This window comes from Candidatus Tisiphia endosymbiont of Myopa tessellatipennis, from assembly GCF_964031105.1.
Taxonomy (GTDB): Bacteria; Pseudomonadota; Alphaproteobacteria; order Rickettsiales; family Rickettsiaceae; genus Tisiphia.
The window spans coordinates 631,248-651,490 of record NZ_OZ035005.1; the positions used below are offsets into that span (position 1 = coordinate 631,248).

21 protein-coding genes are annotated in these 20,243 nt (G+C 30.9%); 8 read left to right on the forward strand and 13 right to left on the reverse strand.

All coding sequences use genetic code 11. From position 1 onward, the window contains the following. Positions 1–7: 7 nt before the first annotated feature. The 8 genes from metG to AAHN03_RS03225 form a co-directional block, all read right to left on the reverse strand. The gene (gene metG / locus AAHN03_RS03190; RefSeq protein WP_342279074.1) at positions 8–1,546 is read right to left on the reverse strand and encodes a methionine--tRNA ligase; all 1,539 of its coding nucleotides are present in this window, start codon (positions 1,544–1,546) and stop codon (positions 8–10) included. A gap of 170 nt (positions 1,547–1,716) precedes the next feature. Next, positions 1,717–2,118: a type II toxin-antitoxin system VapC family toxin gene (locus AAHN03_RS03195; protein ID WP_341762181.1), complete on the reverse strand. Its 402-nt coding sequence runs from the start codon at positions 2,116–2,118 to the stop codon at positions 1,717–1,719. Next, the gene (locus AAHN03_RS03200; protein ID WP_342279075.1) at positions 2,112–2,336 is read right to left on the reverse strand and encodes an AbrB/MazE/SpoVT family DNA-binding domain-containing protein; all 225 of its coding nucleotides are present in this window, start codon (positions 2,334–2,336) and stop codon (positions 2,112–2,114) included. The genes AAHN03_RS03195 and AAHN03_RS03200 overlap by 7 nt, the downstream gene beginning before the upstream one ends. Positions 2,337–2,461: 125 nt before the next feature. Beyond that, the gene (locus AAHN03_RS03205; protein WP_342279076.1) at positions 2,462–2,617 is read right to left on the reverse strand and encodes a hypothetical protein; all 156 of its coding nucleotides are present in this window, start codon (positions 2,615–2,617) and stop codon (positions 2,462–2,464) included. Between the two features lie 23 nt (positions 2,618–2,640). Further along, a complete protein-coding gene (locus AAHN03_RS03210; protein WP_342279077.1) occupies positions 2,641–3,009 on the reverse strand; it encodes an SIMPL domain-containing protein in 369 nt (122 codons plus the stop codon). A gap of 15 nt (positions 3,010–3,024) precedes the next feature. Then, on the reverse strand, positions 3,025–3,228 hold the full coding sequence (locus AAHN03_RS03215) for a hypothetical protein (RefSeq protein WP_342279078.1): 204 nt from the start codon (positions 3,226–3,228) through the stop codon (positions 3,025–3,027). A gap of 143 nt (positions 3,229–3,371) precedes the next feature. Further along, positions 3,372–3,626: a Txe/YoeB family addiction module toxin gene (locus AAHN03_RS03220; RefSeq protein WP_341761710.1), complete on the reverse strand. Its 255-nt coding sequence runs from the start codon at positions 3,624–3,626 to the stop codon at positions 3,372–3,374. Further along, positions 3,607–3,873 (reverse strand): type II toxin-antitoxin system prevent-host-death family antitoxin, encoded by a 267-nt coding sequence (locus AAHN03_RS03225; RefSeq protein WP_342279079.1) that lies wholly within the window; start codon positions 3,871–3,873, stop codon positions 3,607–3,609. The genes AAHN03_RS03220 and AAHN03_RS03225 overlap by 20 nt, the downstream gene beginning before the upstream one ends. 510 nt (positions 3,874–4,383) lie before the next feature. Here AAHN03_RS03225 and AAHN03_RS03230 point away from each other — a divergent pair. Next, the gene (locus AAHN03_RS03230) at positions 4,384–4,761 is read left to right on the forward strand and encodes a hypothetical protein (RefSeq protein ID WP_341761712.1); all 378 of its coding nucleotides are present in this window, start codon (positions 4,384–4,386) and stop codon (positions 4,759–4,761) included. A 111-nt stretch (positions 4,762–4,872) separates the two neighbouring features. Next, positions 4,873–6,360, forward strand: a complete 1,488-nt coding sequence (locus AAHN03_RS03235) for a carboxypeptidase M32 (RefSeq protein WP_342279080.1) — start codon at positions 4,873–4,875, stop codon at positions 6,358–6,360. A gap of 275 nt (positions 6,361–6,635) precedes the next feature. On the opposite strand, the gene AAHN03_RS03240 is transcribed toward AAHN03_RS03235, so the two are convergent. Then, entirely contained in the window at positions 6,636–8,588 is a 1,953-nt protein-coding gene (locus tag AAHN03_RS03240) for a primosomal protein N' (RefSeq protein ID WP_342279081.1), read from the reverse strand. Positions 8,589–8,773: 185 nt separating this feature from the next. Here AAHN03_RS03240 and AAHN03_RS03245 point away from each other — a divergent pair, with 185 nt between their 5' ends. Beyond that, the gene (locus tag AAHN03_RS03245) at positions 8,774–9,487 is read left to right on the forward strand and encodes an HD domain-containing protein (protein WP_342279082.1); all 714 of its coding nucleotides are present in this window, start codon (positions 8,774–8,776) and stop codon (positions 9,485–9,487) included. Here AAHN03_RS03245 and AAHN03_RS03250 read toward each other — a convergent pair. The 4 genes from AAHN03_RS03250 to hemE form a co-directional block, all read right to left on the reverse strand. Next, a complete protein-coding gene (locus AAHN03_RS03250; RefSeq protein ID WP_342279083.1) occupies positions 9,414–10,802 on the reverse strand; it encodes an MFS transporter in 1,389 nt (462 codons plus the stop codon). The genes AAHN03_RS03245 and AAHN03_RS03250 overlap by 74 nt on opposite strands. Positions 10,803–10,988: 186 nt before the next feature. Beyond that, complete coding sequence (gene hemJ / locus AAHN03_RS03255) at positions 10,989–11,426, reverse strand: protoporphyrinogen oxidase HemJ (RefSeq protein WP_341761717.1); 438 nt, start codon at positions 11,424–11,426, stop codon at positions 10,989–10,991. 17 nt (positions 11,427–11,443) lie between these two features. Then, entirely contained in the window at positions 11,444–12,532 is a 1,089-nt protein-coding gene (gene hemH, locus AAHN03_RS03260; RefSeq protein ID WP_342279084.1) for a ferrochelatase, read from the reverse strand. Beyond that, entirely contained in the window at positions 12,510–13,529 is a 1,020-nt protein-coding gene (hemE, locus tag AAHN03_RS03265) for a uroporphyrinogen decarboxylase (protein ID WP_342279085.1), read from the reverse strand. Before hemE ends, hemH begins: the two co-directional genes overlap by 23 nt. 392 nt (positions 13,530–13,921) lie before the next feature. Between hemE and AAHN03_RS03270 the strand changes: the two genes are divergently transcribed. From AAHN03_RS03270 to AAHN03_RS03290, 5 genes are all read left to right on the forward strand, one after another. After that, positions 13,922–14,755, forward strand: coding sequence for a pyruvate, water dikinase regulatory protein (locus tag AAHN03_RS03270; protein ID WP_342279086.1), 834 nt, complete (start codon positions 13,922–13,924; stop codon positions 14,753–14,755). Between the two features lie 315 nt (positions 14,756–15,070). Then, on the forward strand, positions 15,071–15,394 hold the full coding sequence (gene trxA, locus AAHN03_RS03275) for a thioredoxin (protein ID WP_342279087.1): 324 nt from the start codon (positions 15,071–15,073) through the stop codon (positions 15,392–15,394). A 16-nt stretch (positions 15,395–15,410) separates the two neighbouring features. Beyond that, on the forward strand, positions 15,411–16,148 hold the full coding sequence (locus AAHN03_RS03280) for an ABC transporter ATP-binding protein (RefSeq protein ID WP_342279088.1): 738 nt from the start codon (positions 15,411–15,413) through the stop codon (positions 16,146–16,148). Beyond that, positions 16,148–16,924, forward strand: a complete 777-nt coding sequence (locus tag AAHN03_RS03285) for an ABC transporter permease (RefSeq protein ID WP_342279089.1) — start codon at positions 16,148–16,150, stop codon at positions 16,922–16,924. The genes AAHN03_RS03280 and AAHN03_RS03285 overlap by 1 nt, the downstream gene beginning before the upstream one ends. A gap of 25 nt (positions 16,925–16,949) precedes the next feature. After that, entirely contained in the window at positions 16,950–20,243 is a 3,294-nt protein-coding gene (locus tag AAHN03_RS03290) for an FAD-dependent oxidoreductase (protein WP_410521348.1), read from the forward strand.

Consider the following 20,243-nt stretch of genomic DNA (forward strand, 5'->3'; position numbering starts at 1 on the left):
TCTATTTTCATCGAGTATTATCCTGAAATCTTGGAAATATAGGTTTGGGCTGGCTAATGTTACTACCTGGAATTAAAATAAACTCCTTTGTTAAATGTTTAAACATTCTCTGACTTTTTGGTACACCAAGCTGATCAAGCATTTTATTAGCCGAATCAGGAATAAATGGCTGTAACATTACAGCAATATATCTTAGTGTCTCAAGTAGCGTATATAACACCTCATTCATTCTTATAGGATCAGTTTTTTTTAACTGCCAAGGGGCTTCTCGATCTATATAAATATTGGCTTCTTCGGTTAAAGTAATAATATTTTCTAACACAGAATTAATAGCAAAAGTCTTAGTGAACAGTGAATTTTCTGATATAATTTGGTGGGATAGCTTCATTAAAAATGACTCATAAATGCTATCGATAGATTCCTTGCTAATTGACGGAATTTTTGCCTCATTGTTATTATAAACAAAGGCTAGAGTTCTTTGCAATAAATTACCAATTTTATTAGATAGCTCACTATTCACTCTATTGATTAAGCTACTACGAGAATAATTACCATCTGAGCCAAATATTACCTCTCTCATTAAATAATACCTAACTGGATCTAAACCAAACTCTTTTATTAATTGCAATGGATCAATTACATTCCCTATAGATTTAGAGATTTTTTGCCCTTCATTAGTCCACCATCCATGTGCCATAACACATTTTGGTAGCGACAAGCTAGCTGCCATCAAAAATGCTGACCAGTATACGGCATGAAAGCGTAATATATCTTTACCAACTATATGAACATCAGCTGGCCAAAATTTGTTATACTGGCTTGTATCATTTGGATATCCTAAAGCTGAAATATAGTTGGTTAGTGCATCAAGCCATACATATATTACGTGCTTTTCATCATTTGGTACTTTAATTCCCCACTTAAAACTAGAACGCGATATGGATAAATCATGCAATCCGGATTTGACAAAACTAATAACTTCATTACGTCTAGTACTTGGTCTGATAAAATCAGGGTTGGCATCGTAAAAATCTAATAATTTATCTTGCCATTTTGATAGGGCAAAAAAGTAACTTGGTTCTTCAAGCCATTCAACAGGAGCTTTAGTAGGAGCTAGCCCATCTTCTGTTAATTCTGATTCATCATAAAAAGCCTCATCACGCGTCGAATACCAGCCCTTATAGCTATCAAGGTAAATATTGCCACTATCCAGCAATTTTTGCCATATACTACTTACTGCTTGTTTATGCCTAGCTTCTGTAGTTCTAATAAAATCATCATTAGAAATGTTCATTGAGTGCATTAATATACGAAAAGTTTCAGATACTGTATCGGTAAATATTTGTGGTTCAACATTTTGGGCAATAGCAGATTTTTCTACCTTTTGACCATGTTCATCAGTACCGGTCAGAAACATTACCTCTTTACCTGATAAACGCATAAATCTTGCTATTACGTCAGACGCAACGCTTGTATAAGCATGCCCTATATGAGGTATATCATTAACATAATAAATAGGGGTGGTAATATAATATGTATTTTTCATAATGAATTTATAATGGATAAACCTATATTTGTTATAGTTATTCTTGCTAAATATGTATACTATAAAAATAGTTAATTTGAGCCGCTTGTTGCCGATGAAAGCAAGCCAGTGTCATCTCGAAATCAAGCAGTCACAAGTATACATTAGAATAAGAATGTAAATCTTTTGACCTAAGGGTGAATAAGATGGAGTTTAGAAAAATATGTTTTGTAACGTGCTACATCTCTTGTAAGAAGAGGAATATTTAATACAGACGCATGTACTCCGATAAAGAAATTTGGTAATACGGAGTTTTTCTTGCCACTATTTGCTTTTTTATATTGTATAAAAACTTTTCCTGCTAAAAATAGGGCTTCTTTAGGGATAGGAAGAACTTTAAAATTATTGCCGATTACTTCTTCAAGTTCTTCAATTCTTTCAAATCCTATTGAAACTTCTGTATATATATAATCATTAATTGCTAATTCATGAAATTGCGATAATTTTAACAATTGGTTAGAAGACCAATTATACCACCTAGCATCACAGGTGATAATATCTAATAATATATTACTGTCAACTAAGATTATGATCTAGTTAATTTCATTATGGTATCAGTAGACATTTTTACTGTGCTTTTTCCAAACATATGCAATATTAATTTATTACCTCTATTATTTTGATTTTGATATTTTTTTAATAGAACGCCGTCTTCTTTTTCTATAAAAGTGATTTCTGTATCTGGCAAGAAACCAAATTTACTTCTAATATCTATAGGTATAGTTATTTGCCCTTTACTAGATACTTTCATAATTATTACCTCGTGCTTTCGTTGCGCTATAAGATATAAGTGTCGGCTCATCGCAGCTACCTTAACGCTAATTGTATAGGCTAGTGCTATTTAAGAAATTTTCTATCAGAAATATAAGTGGTACTTTATCGCTTATTCCCTAACACTGAGCCGTATTTAAGCAAAGCAGTAGCTGAAACAGTTATAGTTACCTCACTTGTGCTTGGTTCTGCAACTGGCATATTAACCACACTATCATCAGCATTTACAGGTGATCCCATCATCAATCTAGGCACTGGCATTCTCCTTGCTTCAGGATCAACATTTATCTAGTGAATCCATCGTATTCTTTACCAAGAGCTTTAGCTACACGTATAGCTCGTTGCTTTAGTTTTGCAATAGCAGCTTCTATCATAGAATCTCGAATGACTTCTCTTTTTTCATTAGAAAGAGTATAATTTAAACTTTGTATTAATAGCCCTTCATTCTGTAATTTTCCAATTAATGTCAATAAAGCCTCAGATGATTTGCTTTTCAGTGATAATACCTGAGTACCACGCCACATTTTTTTCTTTACTTTATCTTTTTTATTATCAATATTTTGGTCTTGGTTATATTGGTAAACATAATATTGTTCTGTTGATACAGTAATATCTTCAACTTCTTTAGCCATTTTTACTGCTTTAGACATCATTAGGTTAATCTCATCCTATATATATTTTAGATCAACTCCTTCTTTTTCTATTCGCATACTAGATATAAGTAAATCTTCTTTTACATCCATTTGTTCAGTAACAGATATATTAAGATACGAACCATCATGATTTGTTGGTAAATCTTTAGACTGCATAGCAATTGCTGGTAAAGTAAATGATATTAACGCTATAGCAATAGTAAGAAGACTTTTATACATAATACCTACCCCTAGAATAGTTTTGTTTTTTGAGATTATCCAAAACACTCCATCTTATTTCAAAAAATTGTATTAATAATATAACCAAAGCTAGGCATATTTTTAGCAAAATTTAACTTTTGCCCCTGATTTTGAATCCTCTCTTAATAGTGATATTTACATTGCACTATATAAATAGTGTTATCTTTAGTGGTATATACTAACCTATGCTCCTGATTTATTCTTCTTGACCAATATCCAAATAAACTAAATTTTAAAGGTTCAGGTTTGCCAATACCCGAGAAAGGTGAACGAGATATATCCTTGATTAACTGGTTAATTTTTTCTAAAATTTTTATATCATTTTTCTGAAAATAAAGATAATCCTCCCAAGCATCATTATGAAATAATACTTTCATTTATAGTGATATTTTTAAAATTAATATTTTCGTTAAGGTCATTAATTGCACGGTTGAGTCTTTCTAAATTTTTAGGACTCTTTAATAAGTAGCAAGTTTCTTCTAAAGCATTATAGTCATCAAGGGACATTATCACTACAGATTTTTGTTTTTGTCTAGTAATGATTAAAGAGTGATGATTTGTACAAACTTTATCCATAATGCTAGACAACTTATTACGTGCTTGTGTATAAGATATTGCTTCCATTATATTGACATATTTAAGTACATGTACATAATATTATTACATACTCTACGTTAGATCAATATTAAAAAGAAAAATTTTCAATAGATTTTGTCTTAACCTATTTTACTATAGTTTAACCATCGAATATGTTTATTATATAACATACTTTATTTATATAACATACTTTATAAGTATAACAAAGTTAATTGATATAATGCTCGTTTTTTTAATAACATAAATTCAAATCAAATAATATTGATGTTCTGTATCAGATATGATATTGTAAATTTACAGAAATTCTAGGTTTTGTATGCCTGCTAAACGATTATTGGTATCTTTAGATGAAGAATTTTTAATGAAATTACAAATCTTGCTAAAGTCAATAATAAATCATCATCTAATATAGCAAAAAACCTTATTATTGCTATGTTTAGAACTTCAAGAGGAAAAAATGTTTGCTAAATTAGCAGATATAAAGAATTAGTTTTTTCTTTATTATTATATTAATTTATAACTCATCAAAAAATACTTATGGTACTGCATCTTAAACACTATATACAAATAATCTTATTTTTAATTCTATTTATTTCTAATGCTAATGGCGAAGAAAATAATACTAAGGAGTACATTTCCCCTTTACAGTTAGCTATAAATGAAATGGGTCTAAATAGGAGTTTAGAATTGACAAACACTCTGATTAGTCAAAAACTATCAAGTGTTGAATCGCCTACATCTGTTATTATTACTATTGAACAGTCAGGTTTGCTGGATGACTCTATTGCGGCAATACAAACTGTATTTGTTTTTTCTTTAAATAATGATATATGGACATTAAGTAGTAAGACAACTAAACAAAGATGCCAACGAGGTAGAGGTCATAAGGGCTTCTCAACAAAACCGTGTCATTAGAGTTAAAGGATATTAGCAACATTTACGTAAAAATGTAGCATAAGGCTGTAAAGCAGTATTTTTTAATCCAAAACTGAGGTTTAAAGCAACTTTTGAAGTAGGGGGAATTATATGAAACATTATACATTATTAGAGCAAGAGTTAGAGCAAATTTTTCAAATTAATAACGTGATTAACATACTTTATTGGGATATCGCAGTAAATATTCCGCATGGATCAATTGATAGTAGAACAAACGAAATAGCACTACTATCTTCCATAGCCCACTCTAGGTTACAATCGAAAAAATTAGCTGAACTAATAGAATCTGTCTCTGAAAACGTGAACACTCTTGATGTTTGGCAGTTAGCTAATTTAAGAGAAACAAAAAGACGAATTACAGAATCTACATGTATAGATGATGATTTATGGAAAATGTATGTTACTGCTAGTGCAAAATGTGAGTTAATTTGGCGAGATGCTAGAAAAAATAATGATTATCTATCACTTAAACCTTACCTACAAACAGTATTAGATTGCGTACAAAAAATGGCTAAATCTAAAGCCAATGCACTAAACTGTTCTGTATACGATGCTTTACTTGACACATATGATCCTGAACGCACACTTGATGAAGTTAAAGTAGTGTTTAATAATCTAAAAAAAACTATACCAAAATTAATTAGTCAAATAGTAGAAAAACAAAGTAAAGAAAATGTTCTACCTATCACTAATAGTATTAGTGAAGCACAACAAAAATTAATTGCTAAAAGGCTTATGGAAATAATGGGTTTTAACCTCACTAAAGGTAGGTTAGATGAATCAACCCATCCATTTTGTAGGGGTACTCCTGATGATGTTAGGTTAACTAATAGATATAATGAGCATAATTTTATTTCAGGGATTATGGGGATTATGCATGAAACTGGTCATGGTTTATATGAACAGGGCTTGCCCAGCAAATATAAAAACCAACCAGTAGGTAAGGCGAAAGGTATGGCTGTCCATGAAAGTCAATCTTTATTTATGGAAATGCAAGTAGGTAGGTCAGAGGAATTTTGTCAATATCTATCAAAGCTACTTAAGGATGAATTTGGATTTAAAGGACTAGAATATTCTGCAGAAAATCTTTACAAATTAATGACAAGAGTCAAACTAGGTTTTATTAGAGTAGAAGCAGATGAAGTGACTTATCCAATGCATGTAATAGTTAGGTTTGAACTAGAAAGATTACTAATTAGCGGAGATTTATCTTTAGATGATCTACCACATTGTTGGAATAATAAGATGCAGGAATATTTAGGCATTACTCCACAGAACGATAAAGACGGATGCTTACAAGATATACATTGGCCAATGGGCAGTTTTGGTTATTTTCCATCCTATACTAATGGAGCAATTATTGCTTCAATGGTCATGAAAAAAGCACAGGAAGTTAATCACAATATAAAAAAGGAAATAACAAGAGGAGAATTCAATGGTGTAAACCAATTCTTAGATAATAATATTAGAAGCTATGGCTCATTAAAAAATACCAGTGAATTAATTAAAGACGCTACGGGTGAAGATCGCATTCAATCGGAAATATTTTTAAAATATCTCCAACAAAAATATTTATAACTTATTTAACCTCAAATATCTGTAACAAGTTAATATTAGGCTCAGTATTATCGCCACCCCTGCGGAAGCAGGGGTCTAAAAAAATAGCCAAGAAGACTATTCAACATTTTTAGACCCCGAATCCGTCATTCGCACCGAAGGCTCTCACTGGTCTAGGATGACATCACCGACTTAAACCGGACACCAACACACCTTCACGGGGATGACGACATTGTGAATAACTACAAATGTAGTACTAAGCTAAAGCTTTTACTTGGATAACCGTGAAAGTAATATCAATAAAAACTCTTAGGATCTATATCCACTTTCAAATGACAAAAAGAAGGGATTTTGATTAAACTTAACCATGTTTGTAAAAATTTTTGTAAATTAAATTTCTTATCCACTATGATTAGAATACGGTAGCGAAACTTTCCTGCTAATTTAAACATTAATGCACTAGATGGTCCGAGTATTCTAGCTGAACTTTTTGGTGCAATTGCAACTAGAGTTTTGGATATTTCAAGTACTTTATGCTCATTTTTCCCAGACAAAATTATTGATGCCATTTTGGTGAAAGGAGGCATATTCTCTGCTTGCCTTGTTTCAAGTTCATATTGTAAAAACTGATCTCCTCCATTTTTTATATAACTAAATATAGCATTATCTGGGTAATAAGTTTGCATTAATACTAGACCTTTTTTATCTTCTCTTCCTGCCCTACCTCCTACTTGGTGAAGTAGTTGATAATTGCGTTCACTTGACCGCAAGTCTCCACTACTAATAGCCCCAAGATCAGCATCAACAACACCTACTAAAGTAAGGTTGGGAAAGTGATAACCTTTAGTAATCATCTGAGTACCAATTAGAATATCAACCTCAGAATGCTCCATTTTATATAGTAATTCGCGGATCTTTTCAGGTTTTTGGGCATAATCTTTGCTAATTACCGCAATTTTACTATCGGGAAAAAGATGCCTAGTTTCTTCTTCAATTCTTTCAATCCCAGGACCACAAACAGTTAAAGACTCTTCTTCCCGACAATCAGGACAAAAAATGTGAATCCTACTTTGATAACCACAATGGTGACATTCAAGTTTTTTGCTAGATTTATGTACCACTAACCAAGCAGAGCAAGAATTACAAGTAAAACGATAACCACAAAGTTTACATAGCATCACAGGGGCATAACCCCTACGATTCAAAAATAATAACACCTGCTCTTTGCTTGCTAGCTTTTTACCAATTAATGCTATTAACTCCTTAGATAAATAAGAATTTTTTGATAATTTCTCCTTTTTCATATCAATTATTTGAATTTCTGGCAAAGTAGCCTCCTGATAACGATTTGACAATTCAATTAATTGATACTTATTGGTACTTACGTTATAAAGTGTTTCAATAGACGGAGTAGCCGAGCATAATACTACTTTTATTTTGGATAAGCTTCCCCGCAATACCGCCACATCGCGAGCATTATATAATATACCATCATCTTGCTTATAAGAACTATCATGCTCTTCATCAATAATAATTAATCCAAGATTACTATACGGTAGAAATAGACTACTTCTAGCACCAATTATAACTTTAATTTCATTGTTGAGCAAACCTCTTAAAATCATCTTTTTCTGAGCTTTAGTAACCGCAGAATTCCATATTACTGGCTGAAAGCCAAAGCGTGCTATAAAACGATTTATAATTTGCTGACTTAAAGCAATTTCTGGTAACATTATCAATATTTGGTTACCTTGCTTCAAATAATCAGCCAATAGATGAAAGTAAATTTCTGTTTTACCTGATCCGGTTACTCCCTTAATAATTGATGGTTTATCTGATTGACTTAATAGAGAAAGTGCTTCTTGTTGCTCTATTGAAAGAGTTGGCAAAATAAAATCTTTGTTTAATTCTTGATGCTTTATTTTTATAGGTTGCTGGGCAATATCGATCGGCAAAGCCAACTTAGCAACTGAACCAAGTGAAGTCATATAATAATTAGCAGCCCATTTAATTAAATTAAATATTTCCTGATTAAACCTAAATTCAAGTAGCACTTTCTGTTTAATAGATTTGATTTTAATAGTTCCCTTTGAAACTTCAGTATCTAATTGCCAAACTATACCCGTTAATTCTTTATTTCTAAATGGGACAACTACTAAATCTCCTATAGCTAATTTTAATTCATTTGGAATTAAATAATCCAACGGGAAAAGCTTAGCTAATGGTAATAATATTTTGGCAACTTGCATTGAAATTCATTTTCAGGTCATTTGAGTATACCATATACTATATACTAATTATCAGAAGCACTAATAGATAAACAACAACAAAATGCAAAAATATTGATCTTTTTCAAAAAAAATATAATAAATTCCTAGTAATATTCTAATTTTTAGTTTAACTTGTATAGTGATTTAAAATATTATAGTTTTTTATGGAAGATATTAACTATTGGGACAACTCAAAGTATGCACCTTGTCAATATGCTACTAGGTTACTGAACAAATTACGTAAGATAAATGAGGAAGTAAACCGGTCAATAGATATTGATGAGGTTAGAAAGGCTATTTATTACGCCAAAAAATATCACGGCAGCCAAATGAGGCAGTCTAGCGAACCCTATTACTCACATCCGATTGAAGTAGCGTATATGGTAGCGGAATATGCAGCATCAGAAATTCCAAGCTATTTCAGAACTGACATGATTGTTACCATTATACTGCATGATACTATCGAGGATACAAAACTGACAGAAAAGATGATTGAATATATTTTTGGAAGTATAGTAGCTAGTCAAGTGGAAGCTTTAACTAGGGTTAAGCCTTACGGCAAGATTAGCTCCAAAGAGATTTTAAATTTATTATATCAACAAAAAAAATATGATGTAGCATTTATTAAAATTTTCGACCGAATTCACAACTTACAAACTATAGGAATTAAATCACCTGAAAAAGCTAGGAAGATTATTGAGGAAACTATAGAAGAATTTATACGTCTAGCTATACACTTAGAAACAATTGGTTTAGAAAAAAAACTAATAGAGCTATGTTACCAATATTTACCTACTATATCATCTAAGCAATATTTGCTACAGAGTCTAGATAAGTTTTCTTTTCAGAAAGATTTCCAGCATCTTTCTCGAGTTTAATAAAATGTGATAATCCATATGCAAAACCTGCAATCGTTGGAATTATAATAATAAACAACCCCCAATGACCAAAATAATCTGTTAAATAAACAAGACTAACAGAAGTGATAGCATATATTAAAGCTCTTGATATAGCATATATCACACTAGCATAAGTAAAACGCTTAAAAACTGGAAAATATTTGAAGAATATTGCATTAGCCGGTGATGCATCACATGCAAAGAATAGTAATAAAGATTGAACTATCAGTATATCAAAGCCAGTTGTTGCTCCATTTAATAAAAATGGAGTCGCAAGTAAAGTAATAGAAGATAAAATTAATTTTATTTTTAAAATCATTAGTGGATATATTTTATTGCTTAAATATACCACTAGAGAAACATTAACCACCATCACAGCCGAAATAATGAAATTATTATTGATAATTTGCTCAGATGTGTAATTAAAAGAATATTTTAAAATATTAGCACCATGCATATAAGCCAAGTAAAACATCACTGGCCACATACAATCTACTAACAGTAAACTTATTGTTGTTTTCCAATTAATTTTTTCTTGAATATTGAGAGTATCTTGCATTACATGTTCAACGTCAATGTTAGATCCTATACCTTTCAACTGTTGGAAAGTTCTGTTTAATCGACGTTTAGCGTCGGCAAATTCAGGCGTTTCTCGCAGCGTTGCCCTAGCAATCATACCAACTAATGCCACACCTGCACCAAACCAAAAAGCCAGTCGCCAATTAACATTATAAGAAGTTACAATAAAGGCTATACCTAAAGCACCAAATGTACCTAAAGCAGCACAGAAATTCATCATAGCTACAGAAACATATCGTCTTGGTGGTTGTAGATACTCTGTTAGGTATAATTGGGCTCCTGTGATTTCCCCCATAGAAGTCATACCTTGCACAATACGACATATTGTCACCAGCCAAGCTGCAGTAATCCCTATTTGAGCAAAAGTTGGCAAATTAGCCATGACAAAACAAGATATTGCCATTAAAAAAGTTGTAATGACTACAGATGCTTTTCTTCCTACATTATCGCCTATCCAACCAAATATTAATGCACCAAATGGTCTAAGCAAGTAAGTAGAACAAAAAGCAGCGGCTGAAAGAAGAGTAGCCGTATGCGGGTCAGTTTTTGGAAAAAACAACTCATTAAGTAATACCGCCATATGCACATAAAGCATTAAGTCAAAATACTCGAGAAATGTCCCTATTGAAAGTAATCCAACAACCTCTTTTTGTTCTTTAGTTAAACTAGTCTGTTTTTGCATAATCTTATTATCTGCTTGGATAATTTTGCTCATATAGTTGTTTAAACTTCACTGTTATGTTATCTATAGTTAACTATAATAATTAACCTCATTTCGATGTAATACATTGGTTTAATAGCCTAGGGTGACATCACCCATAGGTTAATTACTTACTTCAATAATTGTTATATGCGTCACGATTAGAAATCAGTAATATAAATAATAAAGTAGAAAAATATATTAATCAAATGGTTTAACAATAACCATAACAACAGCCACTATCATCAACAGTGCTGGTACTTCATTAATGATACGATAAAATCTTTCAGAATGATTATTTTTGCCTTCAACAAAATTCTTCCTCCATCTAGCTAATAAACCATGAAAAATAGTGATACCTAGAACTGCTGTCATTTTTACGTAAAACCATGTTCCTAAAGCTACTAGCCCATATATGTAACTATTTATTATACCTAAAGTATAAGTGCTGATCATAGCCGGATTCATAATTATTCTAAGTAACCTTTTTTCCATTAATTGAAACATCTTGTCAGTTTCACTACCTACTACAACTTTAGTGTGGTAGACATATAATCTTGGTAGGTATAGTAAACCTATCATCCAAGAAATTGCTGATACAAGATGGAATGCTTTAAACCATAAATAATAACTAGCCATTAATTTTACCCCATTACTTAGTTTTTTAAATTACAAGGACACATAGTAAAATTATAAGGACATACTCTTTTATTAATTGAACTACATATCAAATTTTTTGTATCGAAACCATAATTAACTAAATTTGATACCATTTTAGTTATGCTATTGATGAACAATTTATTTATTCCAAGAGCAGGAGTCCTAATATATTCTATTTTGTACTTACCAGCAATCTTTCTATATTCAATGTCCAATTCTACCAGCGTTTCAACATGTTCTGATACAAATGCTATTGGGACTATTATAAGAGATTTATCTTCTTTGCCTGCTATCTCAATTTCATCCTCCGTATTAGGTTTAAGCCATTCCACTGGACCAACACGACTTTGATAAGTTATTTTATAATCTAAATTATCTATACTAAGCTTAGACACCAAACTTTCTACAGTCTTTTCAATCTGCCACTGATATGGATCTCCTGCTTTTATTATTTTTACAGGCAGACCATGAGCTGAAAATAATATACGAAAATTTTTTTTGTTTTTCAATTTTTTAAATGATTGCTTTATTAATGATAAATGAGCTTTAATAAATTCGTCATCGATAGGATAACAACAAATAGTTTTAATATTTTGGGAATATTCACTTTTATTTTTATAAAGAGAAGATATAAAATCTTTAATCGAAGATCCAGTAGTGGTGCTAGAAAAATGTGGGTATAATGGTAACAATATTATTTCTGAAGGGTTATACTCATTTATTTTTCTTACTGCTTCTTCGGAATCAGGATAAGAATAACGCATTGCTATAAAAATCCTAAAATCCTCTTTCAGAGTTTGTTTTAACTTCTCTGTAATAGCATCTTTTTGAGATTCTGTTTCTTGTAAAATAGGTGAATTATTACCTACTAGAGAATATATTTCCTGAGATTTTCTATTTCTAGTAATTGATATTATCTTAGCAAGAATAAACCTTAGGGGATTTGGTAGGTTAATAATTGCTTTATCATAAAATAAGTTAAATAGAAATCGTTTAACTGAGCTTAAGCTATTTGGTCCACCAAGATTAAAAAGTACGATGGCTATTTTTTTTTGAGATATTTTAGTATTTAAATTCTCTAACATAATTAACTAAAAACTCAACATTTTCAACTGGTGTATTTGGTAAAACACCATGTCCAAGATTAAATACAAAATTTTTTTCTTTAAAGTTTGCAATTATTTTACTTACTTTTTCTGCGATAATTTCTTTATTAGTAAGCAATATAAATGGGTCTAAATTACCTTGTACAACAATTTTCTCACTCCATAATTTCATGGCACTAGCTGGTACAAACTGATCTACTCCAATAGCATCCACTCCAGTATTACTAATATATTTTTCATATAAAATCCCAGAACCTCTTGGAAAACCTATAATCGGTAAATATGGAAACTGTTTTTTTAAAGCTACTACTATTTTTTTTGTTGGTTGCACTACAAACTGATCATATTCTGCTTCTTCTAATATCCCTGCCCATGAATCGAATAATTGTACTAAATCTGCCCCAGCTTTTATTTGTCCTATTAAATGAATAATAGTTTTTTCAGTAATAAAGTCTAGAAGTTCTTGTGCTAGGTTATTATTTTCATAAATAAATTTTTTACTTGTTTCAAAACTTTGTTTGCCTCTTCCTTCAAGCATATAAGTCATTACCGTCCATGGACTACCGGCAAAACCTATCAATGCAGTATCAACTGGCAAATTTTCTTTAGTTTTATCGATTATTTCATAAATTACATTTAGTTTTCCATTAGAATTTCCTTCAAGATATTTAAAATCTTCTTTTGATTGAAATTTACGTAATATTGGTCCTATATTTTCTTCAAATTTTACATCCCAGCCAAGTGCATCAGGTAAAACCAAAATGTCAGAAAAAATTATAGCAGCATCAAAGCCATACCTCCTTATTGGTTGTAAAGTCACCTCTACAGCCTTATCAACATTATAGCATATATCTAAGAAACCACTAACAGTTTTTCTTATTTTTTGATATTCAGGTAAATATCTACCAGCTTGACGCATTAACCAAATAGGTACAAGATTATTTTTTTTCTTAAAAGTTTGTAAAAGCTGATTCATGAAATAATCCATAATAATCTATATTATATATAATATTTTTTTAGTTGATATAAACATTGTTAATATGTAGATTAATTATATATACACATAATTATACACATTTTTTTATTGCTAAATTACTAGTAAGGTTTATTGATTATAATTATTACTCACATTATTCATAGGATTATTTTTTTAGTGGATAATTCATAGTGGTTTATGTGTGTAGAATGAGAAAACGTGAAGGACATTAGATATCTAGCATTTTACACACAAAATTATCCACAAAATTATTCTTTAAATTATAGAGGTTATTAACCTCTATATACGGGATATATATGAGTAGTTATTGATTACTTTTAATATAGAGATTAAAATATGAATAAAAAATTATCCACAAAGACTAATAAACTATGAGTAAGCTGATTATTCACTTAGTTTCAGATTCTTCAGTGCAAACAGTTAAACATGCAGCTAATAGTGCTTTGTCACAATTTAGCAAAATTGAGTCAAAATTGTATCATTGGCCAATGTTAAGAAATGCAGAATCATTAAATGAGGTTTTGAAAAAGATCAAGATGAAACCAAGCATTGTATTATACACTATCTTAAATTATGAACTAAGAAGAAATTTAACTAAATTTTGTTATGATTTAAAAATTCCTTGTATCTCTGTTGTAGGTAGAATTGTAAAAGAAATTTCAGTTTTTTTAGGTGTGGAAACAGAAGAAAGTTTAGTTTATGATTATAAATTTGATGAAGGTTATTTTGATAAGATTCATGCTATTGATTATACTCTTAGACATGATGATGGTCAGATGACTAGTGAATTAGACGAAGCTGATATTATTCTGATTGGTCCTTCTAGGACATCAAAAACTCCAACTTCCGTATATCTAGCATATAATGGATTTAAAACAGCAAATGTGCCTTATATTCATGGTTATCCGTTTTTAGACTTGTTAGGTAGCATTACAAAACAGCTTGTAATTGGTTTGATTATTAACCCAACTCGGCTAATTGAAATAAGAAAAACTAGAATGCATTCACTACAGATGAGCGATAATACTAATTATACAGATTTTAAAATAGTCCAAGAAGAATGTATGCAAGTAAAACAAATTTGCGAGCAACAAGGATGGTCAATAATTGATGTTTCAAGAAGATCTGTAGAAGAAACCGCTGCTGTAGCTATGAAACTTTATTATGATCGTAAGAAATATGTTCTTAACAATTTTAGATACTAACATTTTTAAGTAAACTTAAAGCAGTCATTTACAATAAGAATTTTACTTAGTATGATTATATAGTTAACCCGAGAAGGTTTTGGCTAAAAACGATGTCCATAACTGTTGAAAGTTAAAAAAACCGTCTATTAGCGAAGTGCTGTTGTAAGGGTTAAACCGTCATTGCGAGGAGGCTGTAAAGCCGACGAAGCAATCCAGTAACATCATTTATCTATAGATTGTTTCCTAGATTGCTTCGCTTACGCTCGCAATGACGGTTTAACCCTTACAACAAACTCAGGTTAATTGTTAAAACAAGATTAAAAATAAGAGATTATGGCAAGCAATATAACAGATGATTCTTTTAACAAAGAAGTTTTAGAGTCCACCACACCTGTATTAGTTGATTTTTGGGCTGGATGGTGCGGACCATGTAAAATGTTAACACCTATTATTGAAGAATTAAGTAAGGAATTAGTGGGCAAAATAAAAATCGTTAAAATGGACATAGATCAAAATCCCAATATACCTTCAAGTTTAGGTATTCGTAGTATACCTACAATGATTTTGTTTAAAGATGGGAAACAACTAGCTACTAAGACTGGAGTATTCCCCAAAAATATTATTGAAGAATGGATTAACTCTTCAGTAAAAATATAACTCATATTTTTAATGTATGACGTCTAAACTAGTATTTATAGAGATATCTGATGGTTGTGTAGAAGGAATCAATAACCAACAAAGAGTAGAAAGTTTAAGACACTTTTTTATTAAAGGAGGTAAACTTTTTCCTTCGTCAATTCCTATCTTAAATAATATAAATCTTTCCTGTCAAAGAGGCGAAAAAATTGCCTTTATTGGTAGCAATGGTTCAGGTAAGAGTTCTTTGCTTAAAGTAATTGCTGGAATTTACCCATTAAAGTTTGGAAAAATTAAAGTTCATGGTAACTTTGCCGCCATTATTGAGATGGGAGTAGGTTTTGAATTAGAGCAAACTGGCAGAGAAAATATCAAAATGCTTATGATTTACAATAATATGTTAGGTAAGTACAGTAAAGAACTGGAACAAGAAATTATAGATTTTTCTGAGCTAGGGAGTAAAATAGATTTGCCAGTAAAAAATTATAGCTCTGGTATGTTATCAAGATTAGCTTTTTCTGTATCGGCTTTTCAAGATTCAGATATTCTTTTGTTAGATGAGGTGTTTGCTGCTGGTGATAGTCATTTTATTGAGAAGTCGACTAATTTTATGAAAAATAAGTTACAAAATATACCTATTTTAATATTAGTAAGTCATCAAGAAAATATTATTAAGGAGAATTGTAATAGATGTGTATTATTAAAAGAAGGTAGTATTATCGCAGACGGCAATCCAAATGAAATACTAAAAATTTATAATAGTGGGAATTATTAATGATAAAGTATTTTTTTTCCAAGAAATACTGGTTGTCAGTGGTATTATTAACCCAAGCTTCTATATCTCGTCAAAATAAAGATTCTTTTTTAGGTTCGTTATGGGGTTTAGTTCAGCCTTTTGTGCATATAATGATCATTTCATATTTTTTTGGATTTTTACTTAAGCTACCAAGAGAAGCAATGATTATGAACCTAGTCGGTGGTTTACCGTTATGGACATTTATTGTTAGCAGCTTAAATATGTCATCAAATTCATTAATTAATCGTAGTGGTATTATAAAAAAGGTAGTAATTTCTAGAACTATCTTTCCTATATCGGATAGTTTAACACAAGTTTATACCCTAATTTATTCGTTTACAGCTATGTATATAGCTTTTATCATTTTATACCCCGAAAGATTTAGTATATATATACTTTTTGTACCAATTCTTGTATTACCGTTGGTTATTTCTGTGATTAGTAGTTCTATCGCATTTGCATTTTTAACTCCTTATATACGTGATGTTCCACAGCTATTAAATTTGATTTTGAATGTTGCATATTGGACTATACCAATAGTGTACCCATATTCTATGGTACCAGAATCAAAGAAAATATTTTTTGAAATTAACCCCATTTTTCTTGTCATAAGACCAGTTCAATTCTTAGTAATAGAAGGAGTGTTGCCAGATGTATTTATGATTATAAAATCTTTTATTGTAGCCGTTATTGTTTCATTTTTCAGTTATCTTGGCTACAGATTTTTTTCTAAAAATGTCATATATTATATATAGCTAATCTAAAGAAGGTTTTAGCTATATGACACTTGCTTTTGGTTTAGATTTTATAGATTTAAATAAATTAGAAGGCTTAAAAAAATTAGATGAAATTTTTCTAAATTTTCTGCGTAGCCATAGTTATTCTCTTTATGAAATTATTTTATTGTTAAGGGTCAATCCCGATCAAGTTGATCAAAAATATTACTCAGATTTTTTATTAGAAATTTCGCCTGTTTTTGATGATTTTCTAGCTAAGTTATTTGGTATTGAACAAGAAATAGCCAATCTAAGATTTAGTCATAAAGAGTTTGATGTAATTTATGAGTGTAAGAGAAAATTCATCCAGCGTATTGCAGTAAAAAAATATCCTCCTGAAAAACTAAAAGAGATTGATTTTGATAGTGTATCAATTTTTTTAGAAAAACTTTTAGGAGAGGAGTTTACCCAAGACAAGTTTGCTCGTCAAGTAATAAAATGGCAATTAGATGATGAAAAATATGCTTTTGAGTTAGATATAGCAGCAAAATATGCTGCCTTTATGGTTTATAATAGACCTCTTGCAGGAGTAGATTTTCAAAGGAGATTTAATGAATCTGAAAATATATTATTTTCTTTACCAAATAAAATAGATAAAAATAATTTAATAGATTTTAATAAGGTAGCTAAATATAAAAAACATGTAAGAGTAGGGTTTGATGGTTTAAATCCGATATCTAATCTAGATACAGTCTTAAATGCTACTCACTATTGTATCTACTGTCATAAACAGGGAAAAGACTCGTGTTCTAAAGGGTTATACTCGAATGATTCTGCAAATATACTACCGATTACGCCATCAAAGTCGGGCTGTCCGCTGAAGCAGAAAATCTCTGAGATGAATTATGTAAAGTCCAAGGGATTTAATTTAGCTGCTCTTGCTATTATTGTCATTGATAATCCAATGGTAGCTGCTACCGGTCATAGGATTTGTAATGATTGTTCCAATGCTTGCATTTATCAAAAGCAAGAACCTGTAGATATTCCTCTTGTTGAATCTAATATTTTGGAAACTACTTTGCTTCTACCTTACGGGGTGGAAATATATTTATTACTTACCAATTGGAATCCACTTAACATTTTTGCTCTGATGCCGAAGCCTCCAACTAATTACAAAGTTTTAGTAGTGGGTCAAGGACCAGCTGGGTTTAGTTTAAGCCATTATTTATTACGAGACGGACATACTGTAGTAGCTATAGATGGCTTAAAAATCATCCCATTACCTTTTGATATTAACAAGCCTATTAAATATTGGTCTGATTATAAAAAAAACTTATCAGAAAAAATACCTGAAGGTTTTGGAGGAGTAGCCGAGTATGGTATTACTGCAAGGTGGGATAAAAATAATTTAACTATATTACGTCTGATACTGGAGAGAAACAGTCATTTTAAGCTTTTTGGTGGTGTAAGTTTAGATAGTAATATAACTATGGAGCAGGTATTTCATTTAGGATTTGACCATGTTGCCTTGTGTGTTGGAGCTGGTAAGCCTAAAATCGCCCAAATGAAAAATTTTCTTGCAAAAGGTGTAAAAACAGCCTCCGACTTTCTAATGACCTTACAATCAGGAGGAGCTTTTTTAGAACAATCTAATACTAATTTGCTTATTAGGATGCCTATTATTATCATTGGTGGGGGACTGACCTCTATTGATGCAGCAACTGAGAGTTTAAATTATTATAAGTTACAAGTAGAAAAATTTCTAAAAAAGTATGAATTGTCAGTTGAAGAGAATGGGAAAAATCATACAGAACAAAATTGGACAGATGAGGACAGATTAATAGCCGAAGAATTTATCTTGCATGCAAAATTATTTAGGCAAGCACAAAATAAAGAATCTATAAAGAAAATCTTAGATGAACTAGGTGGAGTAACAATTTGTTATAGAGGAAAATTAAAGGATTCTCCTGCCTACAAGTTAAATCCTGAGGAAGTTATGTATGCTATGGCTGCAGGTGTAAATTTTGCTGAAGATATGATACCTTTAGGCATTGATGTTGATCAGTATACTTACGCTGAATCAATAGAATTTGATAATTTAGGTATAAGGAAAAAATTTAAGGTAAGGACTGTACTTATGGCAATAGGTACGCATAAATATAATAGTTATTTGGAAAATCATTCGAGTATAACAGACTTCCTAGATAAGTCAAAAATAGTTGAGGAATTTTCAGGAGAAACGAAGCCGAGCACCGTAGCGTACACAGGCGTACGTGAGGAGCACAGGCGAGTTTCGACTACAAAATTACCAACTAGATTGACTTATGCAGGAAGTCTAACATATTTTGGTGATTGTAATCCTCAGTACTCTGGAAGTGTGGTTAAAGCCTTAGCAAGTAGTAAAGAGGGGTACAAGTTTATTGGAAAAAAACTTATCAAAAATAAACCAAGTTTTTTTGGTAATAATCTAGATTTCTTCGCTAAACTAGATTATTTGCTAACTAGCCGTATCAAACGGATTGATATTTTATCTTATAAGATAGTAGAGCTGGTAATACATTCTCCTCTCGCTGCTCAAAATTTTCAACCGGGACAATTTTTCCGTTTACAAAATTATTCTAGTGATATTTCAAAAATTATCGAACCATTGGCTGTCACTGGAGGTTATGTTGATTCAGAAAAAGGGTTAATTCATTTGATAATTTGGCAAAATGGTAAATCAAGTAAATTATGTAGATATTTATCGCAAAATGAACTAGTAGTACTAATGGGACCTAGTGGTAAGCCAACTGAGATATTAAAGGATAGCAATGTAGTGCTTGTTGGTGGAGGAGTTGGAAATACAGTTTTATGCTCAATAGCTAAGGCTCTTAAAAATAATAATTGTAAAATTATATATTTTGCTGGTTATAAAAATTTACAAGATAGGTTCTATCAAGAAAGAATAGAAGAAGCAGCAGATATAGTAGTTTGGTGTTGTGAAGAAGGTATTTTATCAAAAAATAGGGCGGAAGATATTAGTGTTAAGGGCGATTTGGTGTATGCTATAATGGGGCATTGTTACCTTTGGAAAAATTTTAGCATAGATAGGATAATAGCTGCGGGTAGTACAGAAATGATGGAAGCTATAAGCGATATAAAAGATAATTCTTTTGGTAACAAAACTCAACTAATAGTAAGTCTTAATTCTCCTATGCAGTGTATGATGAAAGGTATTTGCGGACAATGCATTCAGAAAGTTACAGATGAAAGGAAATATATTTTTACTTGTTCCTGCCAAGATCAAGATGCAAAAATAGTTGACTTCACAGGGTGTAAAAGTCGTTTAGAACAAAACTCTCTCCAAGAAAAAAATTAA

Excerpts from the sequence above, each read along its gene's own strand:
- metG (WP_342279074.1), bottom strand. The coding sequence starts at position 1,546 with ATGAAAAATACATATTATATTACCACCCCTATTTATTATGTTAATGAT.
- AAHN03_RS03200 (WP_342279075.1), bottom strand. The coding sequence starts at position 2,336 with ATGAAAGTATCTAGTAAAGGGCAAATAACTATACCTATAGATATTAGA.
- AAHN03_RS03205 (WP_342279076.1), bottom strand. The coding sequence starts at position 2,617 with ATGCCAGTGCCTAGATTGATGATGGGATCACCTGTAAATGCTGATGAT.
- AAHN03_RS03210 (WP_342279077.1), bottom strand. The coding sequence starts at position 3,009 with ATGATGTCTAAAGCAGTAAAAATGGCTAAAGAAGTTGAAGATATTACT.
- AAHN03_RS03215 (WP_342279078.1), bottom strand. The coding sequence starts at position 3,228 with ATGTATAAAAGTCTTCTTACTATTGCTATAGCGTTAATATCATTTACT.
- AAHN03_RS03220 (WP_341761710.1), bottom strand. The coding sequence starts at position 3,626 with ATGAAAGTATTATTTCATAATGATGCTTGGGAGGATTATCTTTATTTT.
- AAHN03_RS03225 (WP_342279079.1), bottom strand. The coding sequence starts at position 3,873 with ATGGAAGCAATATCTTATACACAAGCACGTAATAAGTTGTCTAGCATT.
- AAHN03_RS03230 (WP_341761712.1), top strand. The coding sequence starts at position 4,384 with ATGGTACTGCATCTTAAACACTATATACAAATAATCTTATTTTTAATT.
- AAHN03_RS03235 (WP_342279080.1), top strand. The coding sequence starts at position 4,873 with ATGAAACATTATACATTATTAGAGCAAGAGTTAGAGCAAATTTTTCAA.
- AAHN03_RS03240 (WP_342279081.1), bottom strand. The coding sequence starts at position 8,588 with ATGCAAGTTGCCAAAATATTATTACCATTAGCTAAGCTTTTCCCGTTG.
- AAHN03_RS03245 (WP_342279082.1), top strand. The coding sequence starts at position 8,774 with ATGGAAGATATTAACTATTGGGACAACTCAAAGTATGCACCTTGTCAA.
- AAHN03_RS03250 (WP_342279083.1), bottom strand. The coding sequence starts at position 10,802 with ATGAGCAAAATTATCCAAGCAGATAATAAGATTATGCAAAAACAGACT.
- hemJ (WP_341761717.1), bottom strand. The coding sequence starts at position 11,426 with ATGGCTAGTTATTATTTATGGTTTAAAGCATTCCATCTTGTATCAGCA.
- hemH (WP_342279084.1), bottom strand. The coding sequence starts at position 12,532 with ATGTTAGAGAATTTAAATACTAAAATATCTCAAAAAAAAATAGCCATC.
- hemE (WP_342279085.1), bottom strand. The coding sequence starts at position 13,529 with ATGAATCAGCTTTTACAAACTTTTAAGAAAAAAAATAATCTTGTACCT.
- AAHN03_RS03270 (WP_342279086.1), top strand. The coding sequence starts at position 13,922 with ATGAGTAAGCTGATTATTCACTTAGTTTCAGATTCTTCAGTGCAAACA.
- trxA (WP_342279087.1), top strand. The coding sequence starts at position 15,071 with ATGGCAAGCAATATAACAGATGATTCTTTTAACAAAGAAGTTTTAGAG.
- AAHN03_RS03280 (WP_342279088.1), top strand. The coding sequence starts at position 15,411 with ATGACGTCTAAACTAGTATTTATAGAGATATCTGATGGTTGTGTAGAA.
- AAHN03_RS03285 (WP_342279089.1), top strand. The coding sequence starts at position 16,148 with ATGATAAAGTATTTTTTTTCCAAGAAATACTGGTTGTCAGTGGTATTA.
- AAHN03_RS03290 (WP_410521348.1), top strand. The coding sequence starts at position 16,950 with ATGACACTTGCTTTTGGTTTAGATTTTATAGATTTAAATAAATTAGAA.